Annotated in this window: 14 protein-coding genes and 1 pseudogene; 8 read left to right on the forward strand and 7 right to left on the reverse strand. The window is 67.9% G+C overall.

Features of this window, described 5'->3' with window-relative positions:
- From NN2_RS38210 to NN2_RS21245, 4 genes and pseudogenes are all read left to right on the forward strand, one after another.
- Nucleotides 1-182 (forward strand): annotated as a pseudogene (locus NN2_RS38210) (ATP-binding protein); the annotation flags it as partial.
- Entirely contained in the window at nt 182-610 is a 429-nt protein-coding gene (locus NN2_RS21235) for a roadblock/LC7 domain-containing protein (protein WP_030515692.1), read from the forward strand. The pseudogene NN2_RS38210 and the gene NN2_RS21235, both read left to right, overlap by 1 nt.
- On the forward strand, nt 607-957 hold the full coding sequence (locus tag NN2_RS21240) for a DUF742 domain-containing protein (RefSeq protein ID WP_030515691.1): 351 nt from the start codon (nt 607-609) through the stop codon (nt 955-957). The genes NN2_RS21235 and NN2_RS21240 overlap by 4 nt, the downstream gene beginning before the upstream one ends.
- On the forward strand, nt 932-1579 hold the full coding sequence (locus tag NN2_RS21245; protein WP_081879507.1) for a GTP-binding protein: 648 nt from the start codon (nt 932-934) through the stop codon (nt 1577-1579). The genes NN2_RS21240 and NN2_RS21245 overlap by 26 nt, the downstream gene beginning before the upstream one ends.
- Before the next feature lie 69 nt (nt 1580-1648).
- Here NN2_RS21245 and NN2_RS21250 read toward each other — a convergent pair whose 3' ends face one another.
- Nucleotides 1649-2506 (reverse strand): LysR family transcriptional regulator, encoded by an 858-nt coding sequence (locus NN2_RS21250; RefSeq protein ID WP_063015687.1) that lies wholly within the window; start codon nt 2504-2506, stop codon nt 1649-1651.
- Between the two features lie 111 nt (nt 2507-2617).
- Between NN2_RS21250 and NN2_RS21255 the strand changes: the two genes are divergently transcribed.
- On the forward strand, nt 2618-3913 hold the full coding sequence (locus tag NN2_RS21255) for an NAD(P)/FAD-dependent oxidoreductase (RefSeq protein WP_063015648.1): 1296 nt from the start codon (nt 2618-2620) through the stop codon (nt 3911-3913).
- A 75-nt stretch (nt 3914-3988) separates the two neighbouring features.
- Here the strand turns inward: NN2_RS21255 and NN2_RS21260 are convergent, their stop codons facing one another.
- Nucleotides 3989-4693 carry an SDR family NAD(P)-dependent oxidoreductase gene (locus NN2_RS21260; RefSeq protein ID WP_063015649.1) on the reverse strand — a complete coding sequence of 235 codons (705 nt, stop codon included), beginning with the start codon at nt 4691-4693 and terminating at the stop codon, nt 3989-3991.
- 95 nt (nt 4694-4788) lie between these two features.
- Between NN2_RS21260 and NN2_RS21265 the strand changes: the two genes are divergently transcribed.
- Nucleotides 4789-5454 carry a TetR/AcrR family transcriptional regulator gene (locus tag NN2_RS21265; RefSeq protein WP_063015650.1) on the forward strand — a complete coding sequence of 222 codons (666 nt, stop codon included), beginning with the start codon at nt 4789-4791 and terminating at the stop codon, nt 5452-5454.
- A gap of 228 nt (nt 5455-5682) precedes the next feature.
- On the opposite strand, the gene NN2_RS21270 is transcribed toward NN2_RS21265, so the two are convergent.
- Nucleotides 5683-6222 carry a DUF1697 domain-containing protein gene (locus tag NN2_RS21270; protein ID WP_063015651.1) on the reverse strand — a complete coding sequence of 180 codons (540 nt, stop codon included), beginning with the start codon at nt 6220-6222 and terminating at the stop codon, nt 5683-5685.
- Nucleotides 6223-6232: 10 nt separating this feature from the next.
- A complete protein-coding gene (locus tag NN2_RS21275) occupies nt 6233-6886 on the reverse strand; it encodes a dihydrofolate reductase family protein (protein ID WP_063910830.1) in 654 nt (217 codons plus the stop codon).
- 126 nt (nt 6887-7012) lie between these two features.
- On the opposite strand from NN2_RS21275, the gene NN2_RS21280 reads away from it, so the two are divergent.
- Nucleotides 7013-8026 carry an RNA polymerase subunit sigma-70 gene (locus NN2_RS21280; RefSeq protein WP_439955860.1) on the forward strand — a complete coding sequence of 338 codons (1014 nt, stop codon included), beginning with the start codon at nt 7013-7015 and terminating at the stop codon, nt 8024-8026.
- Nucleotides 8027-8055: 29 nt separating this feature from the next.
- On the opposite strand, the gene NN2_RS21285 is transcribed toward NN2_RS21280, so the two are convergent.
- Complete coding sequence (locus tag NN2_RS21285; protein WP_039779969.1) at nt 8056-8799, reverse strand: acyltransferase; 744 nt, start codon at nt 8797-8799, stop codon at nt 8056-8058.
- A 78-nt stretch (nt 8800-8877) separates the two neighbouring features.
- Between NN2_RS21285 and NN2_RS21290 the strand changes: the two genes are divergently transcribed.
- On the forward strand, nt 8878-10323 hold the full coding sequence (locus NN2_RS21290; RefSeq protein WP_227463004.1) for an outer membrane protein assembly factor BamB family protein: 1446 nt from the start codon (nt 8878-8880) through the stop codon (nt 10321-10323).
- On the opposite strand, the gene NN2_RS21295 is transcribed toward NN2_RS21290, so the two are convergent.
- Nucleotides 10307-11581 carry a THUMP-like domain-containing protein gene (locus NN2_RS21295; protein ID WP_063015652.1) on the reverse strand — a complete coding sequence of 425 codons (1275 nt, stop codon included), beginning with the start codon at nt 11579-11581 and terminating at the stop codon, nt 10307-10309. The two genes, NN2_RS21290 and NN2_RS21295, sit on opposite strands and share 17 nt — an antisense overlap.
- 187 nt (nt 11582-11768) lie before the next feature.
- A complete protein-coding gene (locus NN2_RS21300) occupies nt 11769-12746 on the reverse strand; it encodes a class I SAM-dependent methyltransferase (RefSeq protein ID WP_030515679.1) in 978 nt (325 codons plus the stop codon).
- Nucleotides 12747-12768 lie beyond the last annotated feature (22 nt).

Consider the following 12768-nt stretch of genomic DNA (forward strand, 5'->3'; position numbering starts at 1 on the left):
TGCCGCGCCGGCGGCGGCGCAGCGTGGCGTTGCCCGCCTCCGCCCGCGGGCCCCGCACCGATACCGGACAGCCGCATACCGATACGGGCCTGCCCCGGGTCGACATCGCCGAAGCCTGGCAGACCGGTTCCACCAGCGGACGTGCAGCCGCACATGACAACTCCGAAGGGATGACATCCTGATGGCCACACCCGGCACCACTGTGACCGACGGCGATAACAAGCTGTCGTGGATGCTCGAGGATCTGACCGTTCCCGGCGTCCGATTCGCCGTACTACTGTCCGAAGACGGCCTGCGCATCGCCCACGTCGGCGCCATCTCCCTCGACGACGCCGAACGCTTCGCCGCCGCGGCCTCCGGCCTCAGATCCCTGGGTAAGGCCCTCAGCGAATTCTGCGGCGGAGCGAACACGGTGCGGCAGAACATGACCGAGTACGACGAGGGCATGATCTTCATCACCGCGGCCGGTGAGGGCGCCCTGATCGGCGTCTCGACCATGTCCGATGTGGACGTCAGCATGGTCGCTCACCGGATGAACGAACTCGCCGTGAGAGTCGGCCGCGAACTCGGCAGCCTGCCCCGCCACAGGCCCGGTAGCGATCGGGCATGAGCAAGCACCGGCGCGATCCCGACCTGGTCCGTGCCTACGTACGCACGGGCGGACGTACCCGTGCGACTCGCTCGGTCGACCTGGTGACACTGGTTGTGGCAGCACAGGATCCGACGCCCGGTGCCAGTCCGGACGCGCGCCGGGTTTTGAACGTCTGCAGTCGGCACGCTGCACTGTCGCTCGCCGAGGTGGCCGCATATCTCGACCTGCCGCCCTCGGTAGTGAAGATCGTGGTATCGGACCTGCTCGACAGCGGCCATCTGGTCAACCCGACCCCGGCGGATCATGTGCCGGAGGTCGCCCTGCTCGAGGAGGTACTGAATGGGCTCCGCGCTCTCGCCGTCTGAGCGCCCGACCGCCCTGTCCGAACGACCCGCCGCTGTGACCGACCGTACGGTCGACTATGTACCGGAAACGGTCACGCGGTCGGTGAAGCTGTTGGTAGCAGGTAATTTCGGCGTCGGTAAGACCACGTTCGTCAGCAGCGTGTCGGAGATCCGTCCGCTACGCACCGAGGAGACCATCACCGAGGCCAGCGTCGGGATCGACGACATGGCCGGTCTCCCGGGCAAGCAGACCACCACGGTGGCCATGGATTTCGGGCGCATCACGCTCAATCCGCAACTGGCGCTGTATCTGTTCGGTACGCCGGGGCAGCGCCGGTTCCTGCCGTTGTGGGAGGAGCTGGCCAACGGCGCACTCGGTGCGCTGGTGCTGGTCGACACCCGGCGCATCGACAAGGCCGACGAGGTGCTCTCCATCCTCGAGGAACGCGGCGTGCCGTATTCCGTGGCGATCAACGAATTCGACGGTGCGCATCGCTTCCCGCTCAGCGAGATTCGCGATGCGCTGGACCTGGAACCGGGCACCCCGCTGACCGCGTTGGACGCCCGCGACCGCGGCACCTGCCTGCGATCGCTGATCACGCTGGTGGAATTCCTGTTCCACCGGCTCGAACCGCGTCCCTGACCGTTTCACCCCGAGCAACGCCGTACCGGCCTCCGGTGCGGCGTTGCTCCGTTTTCAGGAGCTGCGCTTTCAGGAACTGTGCAGGGCGGCCAGCAGGGTGACCAGGATGGGTGAGCGCCGGATATCGCCGCGAAGTACGGCCGACACCGGAATGCGCAGCGGCCGGCCGGCGAGTTTCAGCGTGGCGATCCCTTCGGTGGCACTGTCGGCGTAGAGGATCGTCCAGGCGTCCGGCCGATTGATCAACTCCATCGTCGCGGTGTGGTCCGGCGGGATCGGCGGGCCGTAGCTCGGGCGGGTCGGTATTTCGGCGAACGCGTGCCGGACGACGTTGTGCAGAAGCACCTGTTCCGTCTCCGGGGGCAGCAGCAGCGGATATTTCCCCAATTCGGCCAATGTCACATCACCGCGGCCGGCCAGCGGGTGGGCGGTCGAGGCGGCGATGACGAGGTCCTCCACCCACAGTTGTTCGACCGTCAGACCGGGCTGTTCGACACTGCCGCGGATGAGAGCAAGATCACAATCGCCGTCGGCGACCGCAGCGATGCGCTGCCGGAACGGCTTGATGACGAACTCGATTTCGGCACCCGGATGCGCTTCGCGTGCTCCGGCTATCGCGGATAGCGATCTTGTTGCGAAAGACATATTCGCTGCCAGGCGAATTCGTGGCCCGGAGTCGCGAACAGCTGCGCGAATAGCGGATTCGAGGCTCAGCATTTGTTTCGCAAGGGGAAGTAGCCGAACGGTTGCCTCAGTCGGGACAACGGAGCGCGTGGAGCGTTCGAAGAGCTGCACACCAAGATCATGTTCGAGTCGCGCGATTTGATGACTGATAGCCGATTGCGATATGAAGCAGCGCACAGCGGCGCGACTGAAGCTCAACTCCTCGCACACCGCGACGAAGTAGGTGAGCTGACGAAGTTCCATCAAGATCTCCATTCATGAATGATCTAGATAAGAGTCATCAATATTATGCGCCCTGACCCCCGAAACATCCAGGGCATGAATCGCGTTTACTCATGACAGAAGGAGGCTGTCATGCAAGACGTGGATGCGGGAATCGAAACCACCGATGTGGTCATCGTGGGTTCGGGGTTCGGCGGGCTCGCCGCCGCGAAGCAGCTCAGCAAATCGGGGATCGACTACGTTCTCATCTCGGCGACGCCGGAACATCTGTTCCAGCCGCTGCTCTATCAGGTAGCGACGGGTGTGCTCCCGTCCACCGACATCGCTCCGCCGATCGCGCAGATCCTGCGCCGGCACAAGGGCGCGGATGTGCGGCTGGGCAAGGTCGTCGATATCGACGCCGCTGCCGCCGTCCTCACCTACGAGACCGAGCAGGGGCCGCGCAAGATTCGCTACGGCTCGCTGATCGCGGCCACCGGCGCCACCCAATCGTATTTCGGCCGCGACGATTTCGCGGAGAAGACGTTCTCGCTCAAGACCATCGACGATGCCAAACTGCTGCGAGCGCAGATCGAGCGCGTCTTCGCCGAGGCGGCGAAGGCCGATCCGGAAACCCGGGAACGGCTGCTGAGCTTCGTGGTCGTCGGCGCGGGCCCGACCGGCGTCGAGGTCGCCGGTCAGCTCAAGGAACTCGCGAAACGCCACTATCACCAGGAGATTTCGGTGACCCTGGTGGAAGGCGCGGGCGCGGTGCTGCCGCCGTTCGGTGGCAGCCTGTCGGAGTATGCGCGCAAGTCGTTGAGCCGCAACGGCGTCGAGGTGCTGCTCGACACCTTCGTCACCGACATCGAAGCCGGCAAGGTGACCGTCAAGACCAAGGACGGTGTCGAGCGCGGTATCGGCGCCGAGACCGTGGTGTGGTCGGCGGGTGTGGCGGCCGGCGGATTCGCCACGCTGCTGGCCGAGGCCACCGGCTGCGAAACCGACCGTGCCGGACGGCTTCTCATCAACCCGGACTGCACGGTGGGCGGACACGCCGATATCTACGCCATCGGCGATATGACCTCGCTGAACGGCTATCCCGGCCAGTCGCCGACGGCCATGCAGGAGGGCCGCCACGTCGCCGACATCATCCGCCGCAAGAAGCAGCCCGGCACCCCGTTCGTGTACTGGGACAAGGGTTCGATGGCGGTGATCAGCCGGTTCAGCGCGGTCACCAAACTCAACGACCGCGTGAAGTTCACCGGCACCATCGCCTGGGCCACCTGGCTCGCCGTCCACCTGTTCTATCTGGTCGGCTTCCGCAACCGCTTCGTCGCGGTCCTGTCCTGGCTGGTGGCGTTCATCGGTACCGGCCGCCCGGGCTTCGACGAGAGCGACAAGCCGCAGCAGGCGACGCCGATTCCCGAGAATCGACGAGCGGCGTAGCGTCACCCGACCGAATCCCCCTTCCGGCCCGCGACAACGATGCGGGCCGGAACGCGTGGCTCCCGGGTCCCGGGTTCAGGCCGCTCGCTCGACGGCGGCCTCGGTGGTGGCCATGGCGAACAAATCCTCGGCAAGAGCATCGGGATGGACTCGCCGCACGTCGTTCGGTTCCACCGAGGCGAAATGGCCGGAATCGAACAACTGTTGCGCCGCACTGTTTTCGATGAGGCGGGTGATGAGCAGAGCGCCCACCCGCACACCGCTCGGTCGGACCTGCTGGTCGATCGCGTACAGGTAATTGAGCAAGGCCGACTGCGGCACGCTCGAACTGGCCAGCGCCGCTTGCGGTTCGCGCACCGCTCCGCCCTGGGCGATGAGGACGGCGCCCGACCCGCGGGCCGTCATCGCCGGCAGTAGCGCGTGCATGATGCGCACCGGCGTGGTCAGGTTGATCGGCAACCACGTGCGCAGGGTGTCCGCGTCCAGCGACAATGCATCGACGGGTAGCCGGCTCACATCACCCGGGCTGTAGACCACCACGTCCGGAAGTCCGTGCGCACTCCGCAATTCGGCGAGTGCGTAGTCGATCCGGGCGTCGTCGGTGAGGTCGGCGAGCAGGACGTCCACCTCGATCCCCTCGGCCGCCAGCCGCGCCCGCAACCGTTCGAGTGTGTCCGCGTTGCGCGCGATCAGCGTCACCGAATAGCCCGCACGGCCGAATCGCAGCGCCGCCGACAATCCGAGCGCGGGACCCGCGCCGAACACTGCCAGATGTGGCATGACCGAACCTCCATAACTCGAGAAGGCACTCAAGTTGAGCACATTCTCAAGTTAAGGCTAAGTCGAGTGGGTTTTCAAGTTGTTAGTGTGAGGTCATGGTCGAGAAGGTGGCGAGTACCGGGGAAACGGCGGCCGGCGCGCGCCCGCGGCGTCGGGACGCCCGGGACAATCGGGACAAGATCGCCGCGGCGGCCCGGCGGCGGTTCACGGCCGAGGGCCTCGACGCTTCGCTGAATCAGATCGCACGCGACGCGGGGGTCAGCATCGGCACGCTCTACAACCACTTCCCCACCCGCGAGGCGCTGATCGGCGACGCGTTACTGGACCTGGTCGTCGAGTCGGGCCGCAGCGCGGAGGAGGCCTTGCGGGCGGCCGACCCGTGGACGGGGCTGGTCGACCACTTGACGAAGCTGGCGCAGTGGCAGGCGAGCGATCGCGGCTTCACCGATATCTGCGTGTATTCGCTGCCCGCCGACAGTCCGATCGAGGTGGCGAAACAGCAGGGGCACACCCTGTTCCAGCGGTTGGTGACGCGAGCGCAGGAGGCCGGGCAGCTGCGCAGCGACATCACCGAAGCCGATCTCGGCCTCCTGCTGTGGTCGGTGGTGCGCGCGACCGACGGCGTGCGCGAGGTCGCCCCCGAGGCGTGGCGCCGGCATCTGACGGTCCTGCTCGACGGCTTACGCGCCGAGGCCGCCCATCCCCTGCCGGGACGCGCGCTCGACCCCGAACAGGTCCGCGCGGCAATGACTCTCGGTTGAGACCCCCGAACACAGCAGTCCCCGGTAGTCTCCATCGATACCTGAACCTCAGTCGTCGCTGTCGGTTCCGGATATTCGACTGGCTTGCCGGGGGCCTGGCCAGATCCTGGAAACCATCTCCGCGAGTCGTCCGACGTCTCGTTCGACTCCGTGATGATTTCCGGTGTTCCGGTGTATCACCTAGTTTCCTCCTGATTTTTCTCCAGTCAAGACCTCAGGAAGGAAAAACTACAGCTTGGCCAGCACTTTTTGCACCGTGAGCCAGGTGCGGGTGGTGATGTCCTTGCCGTAGACGGTCTCGAGCCACGACATGTGGTTCGGCGTGCCCGCGACCGAGTTGTCGATGACCGCCAGCAGCGCCCGCGCCGGTTCGTCGAAGCGCACGATGCGCACGGCCGACTCCAGGTTGCCGGGCAGCTCCGGCGGAGCGGACCCGGCTCGATCCTTCACGAAGGTCGCGGTGAGATAGGTGCCGCGCGCATGTGTGAGGCCGGGAAAAGGATCGGAGTCGACCAGCTTCTGCAGCTCCTCCCGGCTGCGGATGATGGTGCCGCCGCCGATGCCGAGCTCCGCCTGCAACGCCGCCTGGATCTGCGATTCCATTGCGGCGATATCGGTTTCAATGCTGCCGAAGACGATGTTCCCACTCGCCAGCACCGATCCCACCCCCTCGTAGCCGAGGCCCTCGAAGACCGCCCGCAACTTCTCGTTGCGCATGTTGGGGTTGCTGGGCATGATCCCCCGCAACCAGGCCGCATACCGGTTCATGAGCCGAAGGCTACCCGGCGTCACCGACAGGAATGCCGGTTCGGCCGTCCCGGCGATCGGGCTGTCCGGCGGACGCGTCCGGCAGGCGTGCGTAGGTCAGGTGCACGAGACCCGTGCCGACCGCGCGAACCCCGGTGAGCCGCAAGGGGCGCGGCGAGACCGGTGCCGAGCCGTCGGCGCAGGCGAAGAGCCGGCTCCCCGCGCCCATCACCACCGGGAATACCGCCAGTCGTACCTCGTCGACCAGGCCGTGGCCGGTCAGCGCGTGCACCAGTTCGGTACTCGCGTAGACCCGGATCTCGCCGTCGACGAGGTGTCGCAACCTCGCCACCTGCTCGGCGAGATCACCTCGCAGCACGGTCGTGTTGTTCCACTGGGGATCCGACAGCGTCGCGGACACAACGTATTTCGGCAGACCGTTCACGCGGTCCGCGGTCGCGCCGGTGCGCAGCGGATACCGGGCAGCGAAGTATTCGTAACTGCGCCTGCCCAGCAGCAGCGCCTGTGCGTCCAGCACATCGTCGTGAATCAGCCGGGCCCATTCCGCGCGGTCGTCCGGCGACAGCGCCGCACGCCAATCCGCGTCGCTGAAACGCTCCGCACCGGTCGGATCCTGGGTCACTCCGTCGAGCGACACGTTCTCGAAGACGACGATCTTTGCCATGGCGTACTCCTCTTGTGGGTGGCGGGACTGCTACAGAGACAGACACCGCCGCATCGGCCGAAATGGTCGCGTTCGGACCGACACATTCACCGTCGCCGCGGTGTCGATATTCGGTGGAGGTGTGTCATGACAGACGGAGATGACGACATGGTGGCGATCGGCGATCTGATGGCCGGGGCGCGGGCGGGCGACGGTGCGGCGTTCCGGGCGTTGACCGCGCCGTACCGCACGGAGCTACAGCTGCACTGCTATCGGATGCTCGGCTCGCTCCAGGATGCCGAGGATGCCTTGCAGGACACGATGCTGGCCGCGTGGCAGGGCATCGGCGCATTCCAGGAGCGCTCCTCGCTGCGCACCTGGATGTACCGGATCGCCACCAACCGGTGCCTGAACGCGCGCCGGGCCGCGGGCCGGCGCCGGGCGAAGGAGTGGGACGTGCCGAACGTCGAACCGCCCGAGCCGTCACGGCTCGGCGAGGTCGTGTGGTTGCAGCCCTGTCCCGACGCACTGCTCGAGCAGGCGCCGCCCGGCCCGGAGGCACGCTACGAGCTGAGCGAGTCCGTCTCGCTGGCCTTCGTGACCGCGCTGCAACTGCTGCCGCCGCGCCAGGTCGCCGTCCTCGTCCTGCGCGATGTCCTCGGATTCCGTGCGGCCGAGACCGCCCGGATGCTCGACGCCTCCGTCGACTCGGTCAACAGTGCCCTCACCCGGGCCCGGGCGGCACTCGAGCGGCGCCGGCCGATCGGCCGGTCACCGGCACCGGGATCGGCCGACGAGGAGGCGATCGTGGCGAGATTCGCGCACGCGTGGGAATCGGCCGATGTGCACGCGCTCGTGCGACTGCTGACCGACGACGTCTTCATGTCGATGCCGCCGATTCCGTTCGAATACGTGGGCCGCGAGGTCGCCACCCGCTTCTGCGCCGGCATCTTCGCCGCCGGGCGGCGATTCGACCTGGTACCGACGCGGGCCAACGGCCAACCGGCGTTCGGCGCCTACCTGCGCGGCCCGGACGGCAGCAGTCACGGCACCGGCCTGTACGTCCTGTCGCTCGCCGGCGAGCGCATCAGCGCCCTGACCCGATTCGAGAGCACGGTGCTGCCGTGGTTCGGACTGCCGCGCACGCTACCGAGCCGATAGCGGTACGAGAGGAATACGGGTCCGGCGGATCAGTCCGATCCGGCCCCGACTCCCGCCTTCTTGCGTTCGATATCGGCCAGCGCGGCGGCATGCCGGGCGCGCTCCTCGGCGGCGTCGTCCCAGGCCTTCTTGCGGTTCTTGACCACCCGGGCGGGGGCGCCGACGGCGATGCTGAAGTCGGGGATCTCCCCCTTCACGACGGCATGGGCGCCGAGCACGCAGCCGCGGCCCACCCGGGTCTCGCGCAGCACGGTCACCTTGGCCGCGATCCAGGTGTCGGGGCCGATGCGGACCGGGCTCTTCACGATGCCCTGATCCTTGATCGGCATCGTCACATCGTCCATCCGGTGGTCGAAGTCGCAGATGTAGCACCAGTCGGCGACCAGGGTCGACTCGCCGATCTCGATGTCGAGATAGGTGTTGACGACGTTGTCCTTACCGAAGACGACCTTGTCGCCGATGCGCAGCGAGCCCTCGTGGCAGCGCAACGCGTTGCCGTCGCCGATATGCACCCATTTGCCGATCTCCATGCGGCCGAGCTCGGGGGTGGCGTGGATCTCGACATTGCGGCCCAGGAAGACCATGCCGCGCAGCACGATATGCGGGTTCGCCAGCCGGAATTTGAACAGCCGGTAGTACCGCACCAGATACCACGGCGTGTACGCCCGATTGGCGAGCACCCAGCGCAGCGACGCCATCGTCAGAAAGCGCGCCTGCTCCGGATCCCGGCGGCGCGAACCCCGCCAACGCGAACGCAACGGTGCGCCCCACATGCTCGTCACGGGCCAGCTCCCTTTCCTCGGGCGACGGTTACCTCGGTGGTCACCTGATCGAGGTACCAGCGTAGTCTCGTGCAGGCCCGTTACGAACAGATGGGAGTGCAGCAGGTGCGAAGCGGCAGTCGGCGACCCGAGCGCAGCGAGCACGACCGCGGCGGACACCACCCGACGACGTTGCGCCACTCGGTAATTCGGGGAGGCGTCCCGTGGCGCGCGATCGCGGCGGTGGGCGCCCTGGGCCTCCTGACGCTGACCGGATGCGGCAGCAGCACCGTCGACGACATCAAGGTCGGTTCCGGCAAGGGCTGGCAGTCGGCCTTCCACGATGCCCGCAACAGCGGCGCGAGTCCCGTGACCGGCGCCCGGCATCTGAGTCTGAGCTGGTCGCGCCCGATCGGCGGCCCGCTGGCGAATGCGACCACGATCGGCCCGGACGGCCAGTTGTTCGTCACCTCCCGCACCACCACCGACTGTGTCGGCAAGCCGGGTACCACCGGCATGATCTTCTCGTTCCAGATGCCCACCGGGCGCAAGCGGTTCTGCAATGCGCTGGGACCGGATGCCGTCGCCGCGGCCTCGGCGGTCGACGGGGCGAGCAATGTGTATGTCGGTGACGACGGCGCGGTGTTCTCGTTCAACGCGCTGGGGCAGCCGCGCTGGCGCACTCCCGTTGCCGGCGTTCCGGTCTCGGTGCAGTTCACCCACGACGGGACCGTGCTGTCGGTCTCGCAGTCCGGTCAGGTCGACGTCCTGGACCGGCAGACCGGCGACCGCGAGGTGTCGACCTATCAGGTGCTGGGCGACCCCGACTTCCTCGCGCACCCGAATGTCACGCGCCCGGCGGACGGGCAGGGTATCGACGACTGCGCCGTCGGCGGTCCGCAGTGCGCGGTGGCGAATGTGTCGGCGCTCGATCCGAATTCGGGCCGCTTCTATCTGACCGCCTGGCGGACCGGCGCGCCCGCGGCGTCCGTGGTGGCGCTGCACTACGCCGACAAGAAGGTCACCCAGGACTGGAGCGTCGACATCCTCACCGACGGCAGCGCGACCAGCCCGACGCTGTCGTCGGACGGGAAGACGCTGTACGTGGGCGACAACAGCGGTCGCCTGCTCGCCGTCGACACCGCCGACGGTCGTACGAAATGGACGCAGCCGCTGGGCTTCGCCCCGCGCGGCGGCATCTCCGAACTCGACGGGCTGCTGATTCCGGGCGGCGACGACGGCCATCTGCTGGCGTTGCACGACAACGGCGACCGCGCCGAGATCGCCTGGGAACGTAAGGATCTCACCCTGCGCGGCCGTCCGGTGCAGACGGCCGGCGATACCGGCTACGTGGTGGTGCCGATGGGCGATGCGCTGCATCTGCTGACCTTCGAGACGAAGTCGGGTAAGACGATCGCCTCCGCCGCACTGCCGGGTGCGCAGGGCACGACGGTATCCACCGCGATCGGACCCGACGGCCAGGTCGTGGTCGGCACCCGGATCGGCGAGCTGTTCGCCTTCACACCGGATCGGTAGAGTTCGCCGCCGGCCCCACGCGCGGCGTTTCGCAGACGAATGCCGTTGCGGTACGGCCGATCCGGGTGATCACCACGGTGTGCGGGGTGCTGCCCCGCGGTTTGATCCGGCGCCGCAGGGCATCGGGATCGACGTCGACGCCGCGGATCAGTATTTCCAGCGGACCGCAGTCGCGGCGGTGCAGTTCGGCGCGCAGCGGCTTCTCCCGGAATTCCAGCCGGTCCAGGATGCGGAAACCGCGCACACCCGGCGGCACCGTCTCGCCGGTGAGATAGGCGATGCGCGGATCCAGTTGCCACAGGCCGTATCTCGCGGCGTAGTGGCGGACCAGGCCGGCCCGGACCACCGCGCCGTCCGGGTCGACGAGCCAGGTGCCGGGCTCGCGGTCGGGAAGGTCGTCGGGCTCGGCATCGGTCAGCGACCACGAGGAACCGTCGCTGCGCAGCACCGTCGCCCGCCTGGTCACCCCGGATTCGGTGAGCCCGCGCGACCACAGGCAGGCTTCGCGCACGGCGCCGTCGAGGGAGACCACCTCGACCTCACCGTCCCACGAAAGGCCCGCGTACCCGTCCGCGGCCGTCCGGTCGGCTCGCGCCGGCAAGGGTTGGGCGCCCGGGCGCCGCTGCGCGAAACGGTCGAAATCCAGTCCGGGAGCGCATTTCACGACCAGATCGCGGTCGCGGTAGACGGCCAGCAGCTGCGGTAGCGGCGGTTGCAGCTGAGCCGGATCGTGGGTGCGCCGGCCTCCCGCGCGCCGCGCCGGATCGGCGATCACCACGGCGCCGGCACTGCACGGCCGCAGCGCATCGGCCTGTGCCAGTGCGACATTCGGCGCATCCGCCAGATTGTGCGCGGCCATCGCCAGCCGCACCCGGTCCAGATCACTGCCGAGCACCGCCGGGCATTCCCGCCGCAGCGCGGCGAGTTCCGCGCCGATCGAGCAGGTGATGTCGTGGACGGGACGCCCCGCCAGCCGCCGGGCCCGGTGTCGGGCCACGAGACTCGGCGTCGCCTGCTGCAGAGCGTCGTCGGTGAACAGCCATTCGGCCGCGTCGTCGAGTTTGGCGGCCGCCCGCCGGCGCAGCTGCACGGTCTCCACCAGCGCGGCCGTACGCTCGCCGTAGTCGCGGCGCAGGACCTCGAGGTCGCGCAGCATCGTCGCGGGCGTCAGCGCGTGTTCCCCGACCACGGACAGTGCGTCCCGGCCCGCCGCACTGTCCAGAAAGCCGACGTCTTCCGCTGTGAACGAATACCCCATCAGCGCGGCTCCGGCCGCCGCACGGGCGAGACCGACTGAGCCGCAACGGGTATCGAGCGAGCAGAGACCGCACGCCGGTAGGACACCGGCACCGCCGAGGGCCGGAGCATGCACCCCACGCCCGTCGAGACGGTCCGCGCCGGACCGGCAGCGTAGCCGGTCCGCACGCGAGACAGCCTGCCGCCCACTACTTTCCGGCGGCGCCCGGCTTCACGCCGGTGATCATGGCGTTGTAGAAGAACTGGCGCGGCACCACGTGGCGCAGCACCTTCTCGTCGAGCTTGCTCAGGCCCAGCCACGCCTTGTACTGAGCCATCCGGTAGCGCCAGGTGAGCTTCTCCTCCGGCACCGCCGCCTCGAAGGTACGCACCGGCCAGCCCCACAGCGCGGCCGCGAATTCCTCGGTCTCGGCGTGCACCTGCACCGCACCGGCGCTGCGGGCGATCCGCTCGAGCTCGGAGGGATCGAAGGTGTGCAGGTCGACCACGGCCTCCAGGGCCGCGGCCCGCGACGACTCGTCCAGTTCGGCCTGCGGTCGCCGCCAGTCGGACAGGAACGGCAGCTTGGTCACCTCGGTGGTGACCTTCCAGGTGATCTGGCCGAGTTTGCGGGCGTAGAAGTTGCCGATGGTGGTCGGCTCACCGGCGAACACGAAACGGCCGCCCGGCTTCAGTACCCGCAGGCATTCCCGCAGCGCCTGCTCGACATCCGGAATGTGGTGCAGCACAGCATGTCCCACGACCAGGTCGAAGGTGTTGTCCTCGTAGGGGATGGTCTCGGCGTCGGCGACGCGGCCGTCGACATCCAGCCCCAGGTTCTGCGCGTTGCGGGTGGCGACCTTGACCATGCCCGGCGAAAGGTCGGTCACCGAACCGGTTTTCGCCACTCCGGCCTGCATCAGATTCAACAGGAAGAAGCCGGTGCCGCAACCGAGTTCGAGGGCCCGCTCGTACGGCAGCGGCGCATTCGGGGCGACGGCGTCGAAGCGGCCGCGCGCGTACTCGATGCAGCGCTCGTCGTAGGAGATGGACCATTTGTCGTCGTAGGTCTCGGCCTCCCAGTCGTGGTAGAGGACCTGCGCGAGCTTGTTGTCGGTGAGCGCGGCCTGGACCTCGGCCTCGGTGGCGTGCGGGTTCGGCGCGGGGTCGTCAAGACGTGCGGTCATGGTGGCACAGCGTATCGAGTGA

It is taken from the genome of Nocardia nova NBRC 15556, assembly GCF_001613005.1.
In the GTDB taxonomy this organism is placed as follows: domain Bacteria; phylum Actinomycetota; class Actinomycetes; order Mycobacteriales; family Mycobacteriaceae; genus Nocardia; species Nocardia nova.

Coding starts and splice junctions, on each gene's coding strand:
- NN2_RS21235 (WP_030515692.1), top strand. CDS start 182: ATGGCCACACCCGGCACCACTGTGACCGACGGCGATAACAAGCTGTCG.
- NN2_RS21240 (WP_030515691.1), top strand. CDS start 607: ATGAGCAAGCACCGGCGCGATCCCGACCTGGTCCGTGCCTACGTACGC.
- NN2_RS21245 (WP_081879507.1), top strand. CDS start 932: ATGGGCTCCGCGCTCTCGCCGTCTGAGCGCCCGACCGCCCTGTCCGAA.
- NN2_RS21250 (WP_063015687.1), bottom strand. CDS start 2,506: ATGGAACTTCGTCAGCTCACCTACTTCGTCGCGGTGTGCGAGGAGTTG.
- NN2_RS21255 (WP_063015648.1), top strand. CDS start 2,618: ATGCAAGACGTGGATGCGGGAATCGAAACCACCGATGTGGTCATCGTG.
- NN2_RS21260 (WP_063015649.1), bottom strand. CDS start 4,693: ATGCCACATCTGGCAGTGTTCGGCGCGGGTCCCGCGCTCGGATTGTCG.
- NN2_RS21265 (WP_063015650.1), top strand. CDS start 4,789: ATGGTCGAGAAGGTGGCGAGTACCGGGGAAACGGCGGCCGGCGCGCGC.
- NN2_RS21270 (WP_063015651.1), bottom strand. CDS start 6,222: ATGAACCGGTATGCGGCCTGGTTGCGGGGGATCATGCCCAGCAACCCC.
- NN2_RS21275 (WP_063910830.1), bottom strand. CDS start 6,886: ATGGCAAAGATCGTCGTCTTCGAGAACGTGTCGCTCGACGGAGTGACC.
- NN2_RS21280 (WP_439955860.1), top strand. CDS start 7,013: ATGACAGACGGAGATGACGACATGGTGGCGATCGGCGATCTGATGGCC.
- NN2_RS21285 (WP_039779969.1), bottom strand. CDS start 8,799: ATGTGGGGCGCACCGTTGCGTTCGCGTTGGCGGGGTTCGCGCCGCCGG.
- NN2_RS21295 (WP_063015652.1), bottom strand. CDS start 11,581: ATGGGGTATTCGTTCACAGCGGAAGACGTCGGCTTTCTGGACAGTGCG.
- NN2_RS21300 (WP_030515679.1), bottom strand. CDS start 12,746: ATGACCGCACGTCTTGACGACCCCGCGCCGAACCCGCACGCCACCGAG.